Genomic DNA, 16,143 nt, shown 5'->3' on the forward strand with positions numbered 1-16,143 from the left:
CAGTCGGCTGGCAGTCAGGTCCCCCTACTCGAATGGATACTGCTTGACCAGCACCCCCAGGCGCTCGCTTTCCTGGCGTACCTGCGCGGCAAACTCGGCAGGCGAATTCACCACCAGCTCGGCGCCCGCGGCGGCGACGGTCCGTTGCACCTCCGGATCCTTCACGGCCTCGCGCAGCGCGGCGACAATGCCCTGCGTGATCGCCGCCGGGGTGCCCTTGGGCGCGAACAGGCCATACCAGGTGACCGACTGGAACTGCGGGTAACCGGCCTCGGCCGTGGTAGGCACATCAGGCAGCGCGGCGGCGCGCTTGCGCCCCTGCGTGGCAAGGATCTTCAGCGTGCCCGCCTTGTAGTGCGGCAGCGCGGCAGTGATGCCGGTGAACGCCAGGTTGACGTTGTTGGCGATCAGGTCCGTGACGATGGCGCCAGTGCCACGGTAGTTGACGACAATGAGGTTAGGCAAGCCCGCCTCCGCCGCCAGTTGCTTGCCGGAGATGCGCGCTAGACTTTCGCCGGTGCCAAGCGAACAGGTCTTGGCTACGGTCTTGCAGTACTGCACGAGTTCCGCGAACGTCTTCACGGGCAGCTTGGCGCTGGCTACCACTGCGGCGGGCGACTGCGAAATCGCCGTGATGGGGTCGAGCCGCGCCAACGGGTCGACACCCTTGAACCCGGGCGTGTACCTGGTGGCCACGATTGCCGGCACCTGCAGCAGCAGGGTATAACCATCGGGCTTCGCCTCCATCACGCGCCGCGTGCCAATCAGGCCGTCGGCGCCCGGCAGGTTCTCCACCACCACCGGCTGGCCCCAGAGCACGCCAAGCGGCTTGGACACCGCGCGCGCGGTGGCGTCCGTACCACCGCCGGCGCTATAGGGGACCACCAGTGTGACCGGACGGTCCGGGCGCCATGCGCCGAGGCTGGCAGTAGGGCTGGCGGCGGCTAGCGTGCCGGCCGACAGCAGTGTCGCGCCGATGGCGAGCGGGCCGACGGCTCGGCGCCTGGTTTGTCGTTGGATCAGGGATGGCATGTTGTCTCCGTATTTTTTAGTGGTAACCCGTGGTGTTTCCGGCTAGCCGTGCGAGCACTCAAGCCGGCGCGACGCTCGCTGGAGTCAGCGGCCGGCCACGCCAGTCGCGCTGGAACACGCCATCGAGCCGGCCCTGCGCGATGGCATGCGCGCGCAGCCACGCCATCAGCGCTTCGCGCGCAAGACCGGCTGGCGGCTCGGCGGCAAGCGCGAACAGCTGGAACACGTAGCGATGTGGCCCGTGTCCCGGCAGGGGCCGGGGGCCGTCGTAAGCTGCATGGCCCAGCCCGTTGACGGCCAGCGTCACGCCGCCCGGCAGCGGCGCGCGCGACAGCGCGCCTTCGGCCAGCGCGCCGACCGAGGCCGGGCCCCAGGCAAGCGCGTGCACGATGGCGGAAGCCAGCGGCACATCCGGATCCTCGACCATCAACAGCCAGTGCGTGGCCGTTGCCGGCAATCCCGTCCAGGCCAGCGCAGGCGAGCAGTTGGCGCCCACGCTCGCACCCGCGTGGCGCACGGGCATCGCGCCGTGATCGGCAAACGACGCGCTGTGCAGCGCCAGCGTGTGGGGCAATGCGCCCAGCACGGCGTCGCTGCAAGCCAGGCTGCCATCGCCCGCGTGGCGTCCGCGCAGCAGCAGGCCGGCTGCGCGCAGCAACAGTGGATGCTGCAACCGGGCGTTCATGCCACGTCTTGCCGGCGCACCGTCCAGGCCCAGGGCCGGCGGGTGCGATCGGCTTGCTGCCAGGCACGGATCAGCGCGTCGTCCTTGAGCGTAAGGCCGATATCGTCCAGCCCGTGCAGCAGGGCTTCACGACGCAGCCGGTCGACGGGAAACGCGACGATCGCGCCATCGGGCGCGGTCAGCGTGGCGCTCGCCAGGTCCACCCGCACCGGCGCGCCGCTTGCGCATTGCGCGGCCAGCGCTTGCACCGTTTCGGCGGTGAGCTGGATCGGCAGCACGCCATTCTGGAAGCAGTTGTTGTAAAAGATATCGCCATAGCTCGGCGCGATCACGCAGCGCACGCCCAGGCCCATCAGCGCCCACACCGCGCCCTCGCGCGAGGATCCGCAGCCAAAGTTGGCGCCGGCCAGCAGTACCGGCGCGCCGCGAAACGCCGGCTGGTTGAACACGCAGCCCGGGTCCTCGCTGCCATCGGCGCGGTAGCGCAGCGCTTCCAGCGCGTAGGGGCCGAGTTGCTCGCGCGGCAACGCGGTGAGCCGCTCGATGCGGATGATCACGTCGGTGTCGATGTTGGCGCGCAACAGCGGCACGGCAGCGCCCGTTACGACCGTAAAGGGTTGCATGGTCATGTGAGTTTCCGTACGTCGGCAATGCAGCCTGTGACCGCAGCGGCGGCGGCCATCGCGGGGCTGGCAAGATGGGTGCGGGCGCCTGGCCCCTGACGCCCGACAAAATTGCGGTTGGAGGTGGAGACCGAGCGCTGCCCGGGCGGCACCTGCTCGCCGTTGGCGGCCACGCACATGCTGCAGCCGGGCTCGCGCCAGGCAAAGCCCGCATCCTCGAACACGGCGCGCAGCCCCTCGGCCTCGGCCGCGCGCTTGACGTTCTCCGAGCCCGGCACCACCCAGGCGGTCACGCCCGGGGCCACACGCCGCCCGCGCGCCACGGCGGCCGCTGCGCGCAGGTCGGACAGGCGCGAGTTCGCGCAGGAGCCGATAAAGACCCAGTCCACCGGCGTACCGGCGATGGGGGCATTGGGTGCCAGGCCCATGTAATCCAGCGCGGCGCCAATGGCGGCACTGGCCGCCTGGTCGCTGGCGGCGGCCGGATCGGGGATGTGCCCGTCGATCGCCATCGCGTGCTCGGGGCTGGTGCCCCACGTGATGGTGGGCGCCACGGCGGCGGCGTCGATCACCTCTTCGCGATCGAACGCGGCACCGGCATCGGTGGCGAGCGTGCGCCAGTACTCGGCCGCGACGTCGAACTGCGCGCCGGTGGGCGCATACGGGCGGCCGCGCAGCCATTCGATGGTGCGCGCATCGGGCGCCACCATGCCAAAGCGCGCGCCCAGTTCCACGCTCAGGTTGCACAGCGTCAGGCGCCCTTCCACTTCCAGCGCTTCGATGGCCGTGCCGGCAAACTCGATGGCATAGCCGCCGCCAGCCGCCGCGCCGAGCCGGCCGATGATATGCAGCGCCAGATCCTTCGCGGTGATGCCCTCGGCCAGCACGCCGTCGCATCGGATGCGCATGCGCCGCGGCTTTTGCTGGCGCAGCGTCTGCGTGGCAAGCGCGTGCGTGCTCTCGGACGAGCCCACGCCGAAGGCCATCGCGCCCAGGCCGCCATTGGTACAGGTATGGCTGTCGCCGCAGATGACCGTCAGGCCGGGCAACACGATGCCAAGCTCTGGGCCCATCACGTGGACGATGCCCTGCCCCGGCTGGCCAAGGTCGAACATCGTCACACCCGCCGCGGCCGAGCGCTCGCGCAGCGCAGACCACAGGCGCCCGCCCGGCACATGGGTATTGCCATCGCGCCCGGGCTGGCTGGAGACGGCGTGGTCCGGCGTGGAGAACACCAGCGCCGGATCATGTAGCGGCAAGCCGCGTGCCGCCACCTCGGCCAGCGCCGGCGGGCCGGAAAGATCGTGCAGCAAGTGACGGTCGATGTGCAGCAGCGCCCAGCCATCGCCGAGTTCGCGCACCACATGCGCGTCCCAGAGCTTGTCAAAGAGAGTGCGCGCCATCGTCAAGCCTTTGCGCTTGCCGGCGCGTCGGGGTTGGTGGCGCGCTCGCCGGCATTGAAGCGCTGGCGCAGGCTATCCCATTCATCAGCGCCGAAGCGCCGGAAGGTCTGCCCCACGCTGGCCGACACGCCTGGCGCGGTAAAGGTGGCCTTGAGCTCGGCCAGCGCTTCGTCGCCCGCCTGGATCGCGGCCTTGAGCATCAGGCCCGGCAGGATGGCCAGCTTATAGCCCATGGCCTCGGCCTCGCGCAGGTCGAAGATCGGCGTGCGGCCGCCGGGCACCACGTTCAGCAGGCAAGGGCCGCGCACCAGCCGCGGCACTGCCGCGACTTCCTCGATGGTCTGCGTGGCTTCCACGAAGGCCAGGTCCGCGCCAGCTTCCAGTGCGGCGTTGGCGCGCCAGATAGCCTCTTCCAGCCCGAGCATGGCGCGCGCATCGGTGCGCGCGATGATGACGAAATCCGGCATGCGGCGCGCCTGCACCGCCGCGCGGATCTTGGAGACGAACTCCACGCGCGAAACCACCTCCTTGCCATCCAGATGGCCGCAACGCTTGGGCGCAACCTGGTCCTCGATATGGATCGCCGCCACGCCACGGGCCTCGTACTCGCGCACGGTGCGGGTGACGTTGAGCTGATTGCCGTAGCCGGTGTCGGCGTCGGCAATCAGCGGGATCGACACGGAGCGCGCCATCACCGCGGCGTTTTCAACCATCTCACTCATCGTCAGCAGGCCGAAATCGGGGAAGCCGCGCGCCGCCGACGTGCCGGCGCCAGTCATGTAGCAAGCGGAGAAGCCGGCCTGCTCGATCAGGCGCGCGCCGATGGCGTCGTAAGCGCCGGGCGCGATGATCATGCCGGGCACCTGCAGGCGCTGGCGAAGGATAGCTGCGAGGGTCATGGACGGGTCCTGTGTGCTTGCGGTGGGTGACGGAATGCGTACGGAGTGAGCATCAGCGCGGAGGGGAACGGGTTGTCTACCGTCACCCTGTGTTTATGTGTTTATATTCTAGATACAACTTACCGGTTCCGTCAAGAATCGGGAAATTCGCCGCTGGACCGTTGTGCTATGCTGCCCACGCCACTAAACCGTCACCTCATGCCGCGCACGACCGACTCCCCTTCTACGCTGGGCCATATGCCCGGTACCTCACTGCACCGGCAGCTCTTTCTCGTGCTGCGCGATGAAATCACGCGCGGCGTCTATGCGGAAACGGGGGCTTTGCCGAAAGAAGAAGCACTGTGCGAGCGCTTTGGCGTCTCGCGCATCACGGTGCGGCGGGCGCTATCCGAGCTGGCGGCGCTGGGGCTGGTGGAGCGGCGCCATGGCCTTGGCACCTTTGTGCGAGCGGACATGCCGGCGGGGCGCAGCAGCCCGAGCCTTAGCGTGATCGACGGCCTGCGCAAAGCAGCACTGGAGACGGACGTCGAGGTCCTTGAGGTGACCACTGCCGTGCCGCCGGCGGACATTGCCCAACTGCTGCAACTCACCCCGGGCGAACAAGCCGTGCACGCGCTGCGCCTGCGCAGCATCAAGGGCACGCCGGTGATGCTGACGGATGCATGGGTTCCCGCCGCGCTGGGCAAGCGCGTGTCGGCAGCGGCGCTGCGCAAGCACGCGCTCTACGAGATCCTGATGGCGCAGGGGGTGAAATTCGGCCGCGTGGTGCAGGAAATCACGGCCCAGGCGGCCGACCCCGCCTACGCGGGCTGGCTGCGCACGGAGGTTGGCGCGCCGCTGCTCAAGCTGGTGCGCCTGCTGCATGACCCGGAGTCGCGGCCGGTCCAGTACATCACGGTGTATATGTCCCCGGAACGCAGCCGCATCCTGATGGATATCTCGGGCGACAAGGTCAACACGCTAAGCGCCGGGCAGTTCGTCCATGACGTGCCACGCGGCTAAGAGGCCGTTTCAACATGAAGCGAAGCGGTTCTGGCCAGGCGCGCGGCCCTGGCGTTCACTGGCTAGCCCTGCTGCTGCTCGATGGCATCGACACGGCTGGGGTAGAAAGCCACGTGGTCCTTGATGGCCTCGACGGCGGCATACGGCGCCTCGTAAGTCCACACCGCATTGACCGATCGCTCACCGCCCGCGGGGATGCTGTAGTAAGCGCACTCGCCTTTGTACGGGCAGTAGGTGGCGTGGTCCGTGCGGGCCAGCAGTGACATATCGACATCCTTGCGCGGAATGTACTGCACCGCCGGGTAGGATGCCTCGCGCAGCGTGAGCGCGCTGCGGGTGTCGGCAATGACGACGCCGCCGAGCGCCACGACGACGCGCGCGGGGTTTGCCTCGATCACGATCGGATGATCGGGCCCCGGGATCTTGATGGGCTTGCTGGTCATGGCTGGGCTTCCTGATGTGTTGCAGGGCCCGCCAATACTACGCGTGAACGCGCCAGCTTGCCCGGCATCAAGATGCGCCTTGCACCGCCCTGCGCAGTGCCGCCTGCGCCAGCAGCCGCGTGGAATCCAGCGTCGGCAGTGGCGAGTTGGCATCGTTTACGATCAGCGGGATTTCCGTGCAGCCGAGCACAACCGCATCGCAACCCTGTGACTTCATCCGCCCGATAACCCGCTGGAAGTAAGTGAGTGCTTCCGGGGTGGCGATGCCGCCCACCAGTTCGTCCATGATGATGCGATTGATTTCATCGCGCTCGGCGGGGTCCGGCCGCATGAAGCCGAGCCCGCGCGCGGCAAGCTTTTCGGGGTAGACCTCACTGTCGACAAGCCAGCGCGTTCCCGTCAGGCCCAGGCGGGTGAAGCCGCGCGCCGCCGCGCTCTCGGCGACCACCTCGGCAATATGCAGCCAGGGCCGCGGCGAACGCGCCACCACGTACGGCAGCGCCTGGTGAATGGTGTTGTCGGGACAGATCAGGAAATCCGCGCCCATGCCAGCGAGCTTCCTGGCAGAGGTGAGCATCAACTCACCTACGGCCTGCCAGTCGCCGCGATCCAGGTGCTTGACGTACTCGGCAAGCGACGGGGTGTGCATGGATATCTCGGGATGCGCATGCGGCCCGAGCAGCCGCGCGCCCTCCATGCAGATGGTCCGGTAGCAAAGCGCGGCGCCTTCGGCGGAGCAGGCAACAATGCCAATATGCAGGGTCATGACGGTTGGCTCCATGCGATGTGATCGGGGAATGCAGTGTCTGAACGAATTCGGCTGGTAGAGGCCAATCAATAGGCATCATAAATCACTAATCGCTATTGAACGCCTCGGCACTCCGGCATATACTTTTGGCATATCTCACTCAACAGGAGTGCGGCATGGATACCGCGAAAATCTTCTGGTCTGGGCGATCACAAGCCGTACGCTTGCCGAAAGACTTCCGTTTCGAGGCAAGCGAGGTGCGCATTCGCCGCCATGGCAACGCCGTCATCCTGGAGCCTATTGCCAGCGATTGGGCGTGGCTGGATCCCATCGTCGGCCCGCTGGACGAAGACTTCGCGCAGGCGGCAAGCGAACAGCCCGCAGATCAGAGCCGGCCAGAACTGGATTTTTTTAAGTGAAATTCCTGCTCGACAGCAATGCCGTCATTGCACTCCTGAGAGGTCACGCAGGCTTTCTGAATCGATTGCGGCAACACCAGCCGCAAGATTTCGGCATCCCGGCCATTGTGGCGCACGAGCTATTCTATGGCGCGTTCAAGAGCCAACGCGCCACGGAAAACCTCGCTCGGGTCGAAGGGTTGCAATTCGAGGTGCTGGATTTCGACCGCGAAGATGCGCGTCACGCCGGTGAGTTGCGAGCGGCGCTAGCCACAGCCGGTACACCAATTGGCCCTTACGATGTACTGATTGCGGGCCAGGCCCGCGCCCGAGCCCTGACACTTGTCACCCACAACACCCGCGAGTTTCAACGCGTACCTGGCCTGCGCGTCGAAGATTGGGAGGGCTGATACCGAGCGCGCGCGCGGGCTCTCTCCCTCCTCGCGCAATACGCTCAGCCTGCCACGCGCGGCTTCACACGTCCCGCCGCATCCTTGGCGCGCACGCGGGCCGCTTCCACATCGGCGTCGTACGCCAGCGCCACGCCCATGCGGCGCTTGGTGAAGCTCTCTGGCTTGCCAAACAAGCGCAGCTCGGTCTGCGGCACGCGCAGCGCCTCATCCACGCCGTCGAACACTACGCCCTTGGCATCCACGCCGCCATAGATCACCGCACTGGCGCCCGGGCTCTTGAGCGCGGTGCTGACCGGCAGGCCGAGAATGGCGCGCGCGTGCAGCTCGAACTCGTTCTGCCACTGGGTGATCATGGTCACCATGCCGGTGTCATGCGGACGCGGGCTGACTTCGCTGAACCAGACCTGCTCACCCTTGACGAACAGTTCCACGCCGAACAGGCCTTGCCCACCCAGGTTGGCGGTGACGGCCTGCGCAATCTGCTGGGATTTTTGCAGCGCGGCCGGATGCATCGGATGCGGCTGCCAGCTTTCCACGTAATCCCCGCTGACCTGCACGTGGCCGATCGGCTCGCAGAACTGCGTTTCCACCTGGCCGTCGGCGCCGATCGCGCGCACCGTCAGCAGCGTGATTTCGTAGTCGAAGTCGATGAAGCCTTCCACGATCACGCGGCCGTGGCTGACACGGCCACCGGCCATGGCGTAGTCCCATGCGGCCTTGACGTCCGCGGGGCCGTCGATCTTGCTCTGGCCCTTGCCGGAGCTGCTCATCACCGGTTTGACCACGCACGGGTAGCCGATGCCGCTATCGATGGCGGCCTGCAGCTCTTCCAGCGAGTCGCAGAACTTGTAGGGGCTGGTGGGCACGCCGAGCGTCTCCGCGGCCAGGCGGCGGATGCCTTCGCGGTCCATGGTCAGGCGCGCCGCGCGCGCCGTGGGGATGACGCGCACCACGCCGGCGGCTTCCAGCGTCTCCAGCATCTGCGTGGCAATGGCCTCGATCTCCGGCACCACCAGGTCCGGCTTCTCGGCCTCGATCAGCGCCTTGAGCTGGTCCGGGTCGCTCATGGAAATAGTGCGCGCATGGTGCGCCACCTGCTGGCCGGGCGCATCGGCATAGCGGTCCACCGCAATCGTTTCAACGCCGAGGCGTTGCAGCGCGATCAGGACTTCCTTGCCGAGCTCGCCGGAGCCCAGCAGCATGACTTTGGTCGCGCCAGGCGAGAGAGGGGTGCCGATAGTGGTCATGTGGGACCCTTGGGATCAAGTAAAAACAGCGATTGTACGTGGACCGAAAGAGCGCGCCCAGGCAGGCCGGCAAGCCGGCCCGGGAGGCATGCGAGGCCGGTGAGGCTTTCGCCACATCGGCGCGGCATTGACACCAACCCCGCGTAGAATCCGGCTCAGCGAATTTACCGATGAGTCGGGCTTCATCGACTTGAACATACACGGATCGGACAATATGCAAGCATGGTTGAAAGTCGGCTGTACCGTTGCATTCGTCGGCGTACTCGCGCTGTCGGGCTGCAAGAAAAAACACGATACAACTGCGCCGGCCAGCGATCAGGCCGCGGCTCCCGCGGCCACGTCACCGGCTCCTGCCACCGCATCAGCCGCAGTTCCGGCCGCCGCCAGGTTCGATATCGCAAGCGTGCCGATGTCCACTGCCGAGCTGCCGCCCTTCCCCTATATCGACTGGCCAAGCGGGCTGATCGACGGCCACAAGTTTGTCAAAAGCTCCGAATTCGACCGCATCTACGTGATCGCCGGCAGCCAGCTCCTGCCGGTCGAAGGACGCTACGAAAACCGGCATTTCATGAACTCGGACGCGAAGCTTTCCGACCTCGCCGCGCAACGCAATTACGAAGCGGTCATCAAGGCGCTGGGCAGCGTCAAGGTCAGCGCCATGCTGCCGACCAACCCCGCCATGCTGGCCCAGAACAACAACGACCTGGGCGACCTGATCGTCAACAAGATGCGCGTGGCGATGAGCCCCGACAGCTATGACTACTACCTGATCCGCAAGCCGGAAGGCAACGTCTGGATCGGCCTGTTTGTCGGTGGCGGCTACACCCAGATCATCACGGTCACGGAAGGCCAGATGAAGACCGTGGTGGGCCTGGTCAAGGCCGACGACATGCAAAAGGCACTCGATGAAAAGGGCCATATCGCGCTCTACCTGAATTTCGATACCGACAAGGCGGCCATCCGCCAGGACGACCAGCCGGTCATCGACGAAATCGGCAAGCTCCTGGACAAGGCGCCTACGCTGAAGCTGTCGATCGATGGGCATACCGACAATGTCGGCGATGAAAAACACAATCAGCAATTGTCCAAGAAGCGCGCCGAAGCCGTAGCCGCCGCACTGATTGCCAAGGGCGTCGACAAGTCCCGCGTGCGTGCCGAGGGCTTTGGCGCCAGCAAGCCGATTGCCGACAATGCCAGCGAGGAAGGCCGCGGCAAGAACCGGCGCGTGGAACTGGTACGCGTGGCCACCTGAGAGGCACCCCTTTCAAGGTGACGAAAATTAGGACACCCTCCGTGTTCTCGAACAGAAACCAGAGTCAATGTGGAGACTTTGCTCGCATCGGCCCAGCCGGCCGAACTGTGGATCGCCGATCGCAACTTCTGCACCCGGGGGATTCTTGCCGGATGGCAGCGTCGCGGCAGCGCCTTCATCGTGCGGGAGCACGGCCGCAATCCAAGCCCCGGCAAAAGGGGGCTTTGGGGGGTGTCGTTACGTTTCGGGGCGGCGTTGGTTATTGGACCCAACAGCCATACGACATCCCCCTGCGGGGGCTGCCGGTCACTCTTCTTTGCGTCGGCAAAGAAGACTAACGAGAAGAAAGCCGACCCTGCCGGGCGCAGAGCAATCGCGGGTGCGCAGGGTGCTGGTTTCGTCGTATGGCCAGCGGTTCTATTGGCATCTGCCGGTACCGGATTGACTGACCACGACGCTGCCCATTTCCGGGATTCGTAGTGCGGCCCCCGGTAGCGGAATCCTTGCCCATTCGCCAATCTGCCGTTACCGGTGCGGACCGCCACGACACATCGCCCGTCAATGGTTTCGTGGTGGGGCGGGCGCGGTGGTCAGGGTTTTGAGCATATCAACCCGGTGCCACCGCGCCCACGACGGAACCGGTGCGCCTGCAACTTCGTGGCCGGCCACTGCGCGAGCGACAGACGGCTTGAAGCAAGTGATGTCTGCTACCGGGGGCCGCACCACGAATCCCGGAGGCCGGCAGGTTCGTGGTCAGTCAAGCCGGTACCGGCAGAAGCCCGTCGGCACTCAGGGCCATACGACGAAACCACCGATATTCGAGAGCCTTATTGCTCTGCTCCCGGCAGGGTCGGCTTTCTTCTCGTTAGTCTTCTTTGCCGACGCAAAGAAGAGTGACCGGCAGCCCCCGCAGGGGGATGTCGTATGGCTGTTGGGTCCAAAAACCAACATCGCCCCCCTTACCCCCTTACCTCAAGTACAAGTGGATCGGCCAAGGCCGCGCAACGACGCCAGCATCTTTTGGAAATGGCCTCTAAGCGACGGGCCTTGCCGAAATCCATGGAGCCAATACACTAGGTCAGTCGGCCTGCGCTCGGCAGGCCTCCCTACCGGGCTAACCAGCCATAACCAGGAATGGCCATGAAAATTGATCTCACGGGCAAGATCGCCCTTGTTTCAGGATCCACCGCCGGCATCGGCTTCGCAACGGCCAAGGGACTCGCTGGCGCGGGTGCCAGCGTCATCGTCAACGGGCGCAGCGAGGCCACGGTGGACAAGGCCCTGCAAGCGTTGCGCGCCGCTGTTGCCGGCGCTGACGTGACGGGTTTCGTCGGCGACCTTGCCGACCCCGAGGTCTGCGCCCGCCTGGTGACGGCGCATCCCCGGGTGGATGTGCTGGTGAATAACCTTGGCATCTTCCAGCCGCAGGACTTCTTTGAGACGCCCGACAGCGAATGGACCCGCTTCTTCGAAACCAACGTCATGTCGGGCGTGCGGCTGTCGCGGGCCTATGCGCCCTCCATGGCCGAGCGTAAATGGGGACGGATCGTGTTCGTCTCGTCGGAATCGGCACTGAACATCCCCGCCGACATGATCCACTACGGCTTTTCCAAGACCGCGCAACTCGCGGTCTCGCGCGGGCTGGCCAAGCGGCTTGCCGGTACCGGTGTGACCGTCAATGCGGTGCTGCCAGGCCCCACGCTGTCAGAGGGCGTCACCGACATGCTCAAGGATGCCATTGCAAGCTCGGGGCAATCCGCCGAAACCGTGGCTGCGGACTTCGTCAAAACACACCGTTCCACCTCGATCATCCAGCGTGCCGCCAGCGTCGAAGAAGTCGCCAACATGATCGTCTATGCCTGCTCCCCGCAAGCCTCGGCCACCACCGGCGCCGCATTGCGCGTGGACGGCGGGGTCGTGGATACGATCGCCTGAGTCCTGTGCGCAGCCTTCCTTGCGTGGCCATGCGGCCGCGCCTGCTGGCCGTTCCCGACGCTTGCGCTTCGCACTGAATCTGCATAGGCTGAACTACGATTCAATCTATCTTAGTTAAGCCATGTCCCACATCAGCACGGGCGTCGAATACGGACTGCACTGCCTCCTGTTCCTCGCCGCCCCGACGGCAAGCGTCAAGGAAGCCAGCGTGCGCGACCTGGCCGAGCTGCAGGGCGTCCCTGCCGAATACCTCGCCAAATTGTTCACCAAGCTGGCCAAGGCCAACCTGGTCGTGGCCACTGAAGGCATTCGCGGCGGCTTCTCGCTGGCGCGGCCGGCGGCAAAGATCACGGTCATGGATGTCGTGCAAGCTATCGACGGCGACAAGGCGCTGTTCGACTGCCGCGAGATCCGCGAGCGCTGCGCGCTGTTCGATGCATCGCCGCCCGCCTGGGCCACCCGTGGCACCTGCTCCATCGATGCCGTCATGCAGGCGGCACAAAAGGCCATGCGGCAGGAACTGGCCAATCACACGCTCGCGGATCTCGCCGAGCGGACCCTCGTCAAGGCGCCAGCCAACTTCGGCCCGCACGTAGTGCGATGGCTCGCCGACCGCGCCACCCACCGGCGCGGCGAGCGCGATACGGCAGACAAAGACTAGGCTCGGCGAGCGCGATTCCGGCCAGCCAACGCAGCGGATTTACGCTACCACGGTGCGATCGGGATTGGCCGCGGCCAGTGCCTGCGCGCGATCGGCGCTGGGTGGATAGATCCATTCGGAATTAATCCGGCCCTTCAGCGCCTTGGCGTCCGCGCCAACGAGCTTGACTTCACGCTCCCAGCCCTCGGTGTAGACCGCGCCCCACGGGCCCAGGTCCAGGCAGGTGACGTACCGCGGCTGGCGGTAGGGGATCGGTGCGAGGCCGAGCAGATCCGCGGCAACGTTGTGCCCCGCCGAGCGGCCAAGGTTCATCGCGTGCTGGCACGACATCGCGGCATAGTTGCCGTCATCGTCCGTGGCGGCATAAGCGACATCACCGGTGGCGAACACGGCATCCACGCCCTTGACGCGCAGGTTGCTGTCCACATGCAAGCGGCCGAATGCATCGCGCTGCGCGGGAATCTGCTGCGTGAGCGCGCTGGCGCGCACGCCGGCCGTCCAGATCACCGTCTTGGCATCGATGCGCTCGCCGTCCGCCGTGGTCAGGCCGTTCTCGTCGACCGACGCCACCGACGCGCCTAGCCGCCAGGTCACGCCAAGCTCTTCAAGCGCTTGCGTGATGACGGGACGCGGGCCGGCGCCGAGCTCGGCGGCCACCTCGTCATTGCGATCGACCACGATGACGTTCACCACGGCGTCCTCGCCCAGCGCTTCGCGCAGGCGCGCCGGCATTTCGGCCGCGGTCTCGATGCCGGTGAAGCCGCCACCGGCCACCACAATGGTATTGCGCGCGGCCGATGCCGGATGATCGGCAAGGCGCTTGATATGCGCCTCCAGCTCGGCCGCCTCATCGATCTGGTCCACGCTGAACACATGCTTGTCCAAGCCCGGGATCTGCGGGCGGACCAGGCGGCTGCCCGTAGCGAGCACGAGGCGGTCATAGGACAGCGTGGACCTCGCTTGATCGACGCCAACCACCTCGACTTCATTGCGGTCCGCATGGATCCGCTCGACGGTGCCCTGGATGAACCTGACGCCAACCGCATTGAAGATGTCGCGCAGCGGCGCCTTCATCCGCGCAGCGCCTGCCTCATAGAAGCGCGGACGCACATGCAGTTCCGGCTGAGGCGCGATCAGTGCGATCTCCACATCCTTCTGGCCATGCAGATCGATCAGGCGCGCCGCGCTCAGGGCACTCCACATACCGGCGAAACCGGCGCCAACTATCAGGATACGTTTGGCCACCATGCAACTCCTCTGAATTTACGCAAGCGTTCATGCTGCCGGGCCTGGCACGCCGTGCGACGCGCCGGATCATAACTAAAGGGATTTTTTACGGCACGCGTTGCCAACGGCGAGTTCGCCGCACGCGGCGACGATGCGCCTTGCCCGCAGCAGCAGCACGAAATCATAGCGAGGGGATCGAGCGCGCCAAGCATCATTGCGTGATGTTCGACATCACGTTGGCGCGTTAGTGGTGGTGGCGGTGTTGGCGTTGGTTGCAGCCCTGTGATGGCGGGCACCGCGCGGGCAACACTCGCGCAACGCCAGCGTGGCGGGTCATGGTGTATTGCTTTTGTGGCAATTGCCGCGGGCTATTTCCGAGCGTTATTGTTGATGGCCTGATGCCCGTAGCCTCCTGTTCATGAAAGGTGCGCTCAATGAGATACGCCACCTTTTTAGCGCGCATATCTTCCAATGACGCTTTGGCCGCCAAGCGCATGGCCTTTTAGCGCCTGCATCAGTTCGTCCCTGTTCAGGCCGGGCGGCAGCGCGGTTGGCGCAAGGTCTGTGGCGATGACGGTCAACACATAATGATGCGGCGCATCACCAGCTTGCGGACAAGGTCCTCGATAAATCGGCTCGCCCCGGACATTCTTGCCAACGGTGATGCCATGGCCATCGGCCTGTCCCTCGCCTTCCTTCAACTGACCGCGATCGGCGGCGATGTTGTAGGCAACCCAATGCGAATTGCCTAATCCCATATTGCCGTCAGGATCCAGTAGCAGCACCGCGATGGACTTGGTGCCGGCGGGAAGATTCGACCACGACACCTGCGGCGACACGCCTTTGCCGCCGCAATCGGACGTATTGTTGCCGTGCAGCGTAGGGATCGTCGCCCCATCCGCGAACGATGCGGACGACACTTGCATGCCTGCCGCATATGCCGTGCCAATGCAGCCCAAAACCAGTGCGCCAGCCAGCGACGCGAAGCGTGTTCTGATGAGATTCATTTGTGTCTCGCTCCGATGGAATGAGTGGAATGTATTCGGCACACGCAAAGGAAGGTGCGCGTATACCCTCTGGCATTCACGATTGACCAGACTTAATATGGGCTTGATCGTGCTCAAGGCTGTTGCTAAGTACCTAAGTACGGACGATGTCATTAGAAATAACGTTAAAAATATAACGACTAAAGGAGACATCTATGCAAGATTATCAAAGCCTTGTGTTCATGTGCGCGATCGGCTTGGTGTGCCTCTATGTCTTGCTCGGCACACTCTCCCAATCGCTCGCGATCAAATACGGTGCACCCGCCATCGTTTCCGTTCTGATGGTGGCGTTCTCCGTCTCGCCTTGGCACGTGGTGGGGTAAACCGCAATCAACAGCGGCCGCGGAGGCCTTGATGCGCCGAGTGGCTGTTAAGTGCGTTCTAGCAGGAATCACCGCATTGCTGGCCGCGCCCGGTGTGGCGCTTGCGCAGCCTGCCCAAGCCTTTACCACCGCCCCCGTTAACCTGCGTGCCGGACCCGCACCGGATTACCCGGTGGTGGCGCAGTTGTCCGGCGGCGTGCCGCTCACGGTGATGGGGTGCGTCAGCCAGTACACATGGTGCGACGTGGCGCTGCCTAACCTGCGTGGCTGGGTCTATGCCGGGCAGCTTGGGTACGCCTATCAGGGCGGCAGTGTTCCTGTGCTGAACTACGGCACCGTGATTGGCCTTCCCATCATCACATTCTCCATCGGCTCCTACTGGGGTAACTACTATCGCGGGCGGCCTTGGTACCACGACCAGGGACGCTGGGCGCAGCGTCCGCCATATGGGCCGGGACCGGGCTATCCGCCAGTACATGTGCGCCCGCCTGGTGGTTATCCGCCCAGCCGTCCGCCGGGTCACGGCGGTGGCGGTGGCCACGGTGGTCGCGGCGGTCACGGCGGTGGTGGTGGCCACGGCGGTGGTGGTGGCCACGGTGGTCACGGTGGTCACGGCGGTGGCGGCGGCGGCCATGGTGGCCACGGCGGCCGATAGCATCGCGCCCAAACGGCCCTCGCGACGCACACTGGCAAACGGGTTCAGCCACCCTGGAAATTTTGGCCATTGCCGGGCACGCCGGTGTGGCCCAGAATTTTGCGCACCCGCTGTCCATACGGACGGCTGCGATTCATACAAGAAAACCAGG

Annotated in this window: 18 protein-coding genes; 8 read left to right on the forward strand and 10 right to left on the reverse strand. The window is 65.4% G+C overall.

Going from position 1 to position 16,143, the window contains the following annotated elements; genetic code table 11:
- Positions 1-24: 24 nt before the first annotated feature.
- The 5 genes from AC1RQK_RS06735 to AC1RQK_RS06755 are packed head-to-tail and all read right to left on the reverse strand — an operon-like array spanning position 25 to position 4,642.
- The gene (locus AC1RQK_RS06735) at positions 25-1,032 is read right to left on the reverse strand and encodes a Bug family tripartite tricarboxylate transporter substrate binding protein (protein WP_492808155.1); all 1,008 of its coding nucleotides are present in this window, start codon (positions 1,030-1,032) and stop codon (positions 25-27) included.
- Positions 1,033-1,090: 58 nt separating this feature from the next.
- Positions 1,091-1,717: a YbhB/YbcL family Raf kinase inhibitor-like protein gene (locus AC1RQK_RS06740; protein WP_492808157.1), complete on the reverse strand. Its 627-nt coding sequence runs from the start codon at positions 1,715-1,717 to the stop codon at positions 1,091-1,093.
- A complete protein-coding gene (gene leuD, locus AC1RQK_RS06745) occupies positions 1,714-2,340 on the reverse strand; it encodes a 3-isopropylmalate dehydratase small subunit (RefSeq protein ID WP_492374429.1) in 627 nt (208 codons plus the stop codon). Before leuD ends, AC1RQK_RS06740 begins: the two co-directional genes overlap by 4 nt.
- A gap of 2 nt (positions 2,341-2,342) precedes the next feature.
- Positions 2,343-3,743: a 3-isopropylmalate dehydratase large subunit gene (gene leuC / locus AC1RQK_RS06750; protein WP_492374394.1), complete on the reverse strand. Its 1,401-nt coding sequence runs from the start codon at positions 3,741-3,743 to the stop codon at positions 2,343-2,345.
- 2 nt (positions 3,744-3,745) lie between these two features.
- On the reverse strand, positions 3,746-4,642 hold the full coding sequence (locus tag AC1RQK_RS06755; RefSeq protein ID WP_492374393.1) for an isocitrate lyase/PEP mutase family protein: 897 nt from the start codon (positions 4,640-4,642) through the stop codon (positions 3,746-3,748).
- Between the two features lie 237 nt (positions 4,643-4,879).
- On the opposite strand from AC1RQK_RS06755, the gene AC1RQK_RS06760 reads away from it, so the two are divergent.
- A complete protein-coding gene (locus tag AC1RQK_RS06760) occupies positions 4,880-5,644 on the forward strand; it encodes a GntR family transcriptional regulator (RefSeq protein WP_492374392.1) in 765 nt (254 codons plus the stop codon).
- A gap of 62 nt (positions 5,645-5,706) precedes the next feature.
- Here AC1RQK_RS06760 and AC1RQK_RS06765 read toward each other — a convergent pair whose 3' ends face one another.
- On the reverse strand, positions 5,707-6,087 hold the full coding sequence (locus tag AC1RQK_RS06765; RefSeq protein ID WP_492374391.1) for a DUF427 domain-containing protein: 381 nt from the start codon (positions 6,085-6,087) through the stop codon (positions 5,707-5,709).
- A 67-nt stretch (positions 6,088-6,154) separates the two neighbouring features.
- The gene (locus AC1RQK_RS06770) at positions 6,155-6,853 is read right to left on the reverse strand and encodes an aspartate/glutamate racemase family protein (RefSeq protein WP_492808160.1); all 699 of its coding nucleotides are present in this window, start codon (positions 6,851-6,853) and stop codon (positions 6,155-6,157) included.
- Between the two features lie 158 nt (positions 6,854-7,011).
- Between AC1RQK_RS06770 and AC1RQK_RS06775 the strand changes: the two genes are divergently transcribed.
- Both AC1RQK_RS06775 and AC1RQK_RS06780 read left to right on the forward strand, forming a co-directional pair.
- Positions 7,012-7,254 carry an antitoxin gene (locus AC1RQK_RS06775; protein WP_150984261.1) on the forward strand — a complete coding sequence of 81 codons (243 nt, stop codon included), beginning with the start codon at positions 7,012-7,014 and terminating at the stop codon, positions 7,252-7,254.
- Positions 7,251-7,643: a type II toxin-antitoxin system VapC family toxin gene (locus tag AC1RQK_RS06780; RefSeq protein WP_150984262.1), complete on the forward strand. Its 393-nt coding sequence runs from the start codon at positions 7,251-7,253 to the stop codon at positions 7,641-7,643. Before AC1RQK_RS06775 ends, AC1RQK_RS06780 begins: the two co-directional genes overlap by 4 nt.
- A gap of 44 nt (positions 7,644-7,687) precedes the next feature.
- On the opposite strand, the gene purT is transcribed toward AC1RQK_RS06780, so the two are convergent.
- Entirely contained in the window at positions 7,688-8,893 is a 1,206-nt protein-coding gene (gene purT, locus AC1RQK_RS06785; RefSeq protein WP_416050970.1) for a formate-dependent phosphoribosylglycinamide formyltransferase, read from the reverse strand.
- 214 nt (positions 8,894-9,107) lie between these two features.
- On the opposite strand from purT, the gene AC1RQK_RS06790 reads away from it, so the two are divergent.
- The 3 genes from AC1RQK_RS06790 to AC1RQK_RS06800 all read left to right on the forward strand — a co-directional run bounded on the left by AC1RQK_RS06790 (position 9,108) and on the right by AC1RQK_RS06800 (position 12,741).
- Positions 9,108-10,145: an OmpA family protein gene (locus AC1RQK_RS06790; protein WP_492808162.1), complete on the forward strand. Its 1,038-nt coding sequence runs from the start codon at positions 9,108-9,110 to the stop codon at positions 10,143-10,145.
- 1,140 nt (positions 10,146-11,285) lie between these two features.
- Positions 11,286-12,080 carry an SDR family NAD(P)-dependent oxidoreductase gene (locus AC1RQK_RS06795; RefSeq protein ID WP_492370419.1) on the forward strand — a complete coding sequence of 265 codons (795 nt, stop codon included), beginning with the start codon at positions 11,286-11,288 and terminating at the stop codon, positions 12,078-12,080.
- A 121-nt stretch (positions 12,081-12,201) separates the two neighbouring features.
- Positions 12,202-12,741, forward strand: a complete 540-nt coding sequence (locus AC1RQK_RS06800) for an RrF2 family transcriptional regulator (RefSeq protein WP_492808164.1) — start codon at positions 12,202-12,204, stop codon at positions 12,739-12,741.
- Positions 12,742-12,780: 39 nt separating this feature from the next.
- Here the strand turns inward: AC1RQK_RS06800 and AC1RQK_RS06805 are convergent, their stop codons facing one another.
- Together AC1RQK_RS06805 and AC1RQK_RS06810 are read right to left on the reverse strand one after the other, a co-directional pair.
- Complete coding sequence (locus tag AC1RQK_RS06805) at positions 12,781-13,986, reverse strand: NAD(P)/FAD-dependent oxidoreductase (RefSeq protein WP_492370592.1); 1,206 nt, start codon at positions 13,984-13,986, stop codon at positions 12,781-12,783.
- Between the two features lie 434 nt (positions 13,987-14,420).
- Positions 14,421-14,975: a YbhB/YbcL family Raf kinase inhibitor-like protein gene (locus tag AC1RQK_RS06810; RefSeq protein WP_492370421.1), complete on the reverse strand. Its 555-nt coding sequence runs from the start codon at positions 14,973-14,975 to the stop codon at positions 14,421-14,423.
- Between the two features lie 194 nt (positions 14,976-15,169).
- Here AC1RQK_RS06810 and AC1RQK_RS06815 point away from each other — a divergent pair, with 194 nt between their 5' ends.
- Positions 15,170-15,337 (forward strand): hypothetical protein, encoded by a 168-nt coding sequence (locus AC1RQK_RS06815; protein WP_006164149.1) that lies wholly within the window; start codon positions 15,170-15,172, stop codon positions 15,335-15,337.
- Positions 15,338-15,413: 76 nt separating this feature from the next.
- A complete protein-coding gene (locus tag AC1RQK_RS06820; RefSeq protein ID WP_492808166.1) occupies positions 15,414-15,992 on the forward strand; it encodes an SH3 domain-containing protein in 579 nt (192 codons plus the stop codon).
- Positions 15,993-16,143 lie beyond the last annotated feature (151 nt).

The organism is Cupriavidus sp. GW822-FHT02D05 (assembly GCF_058802485.1).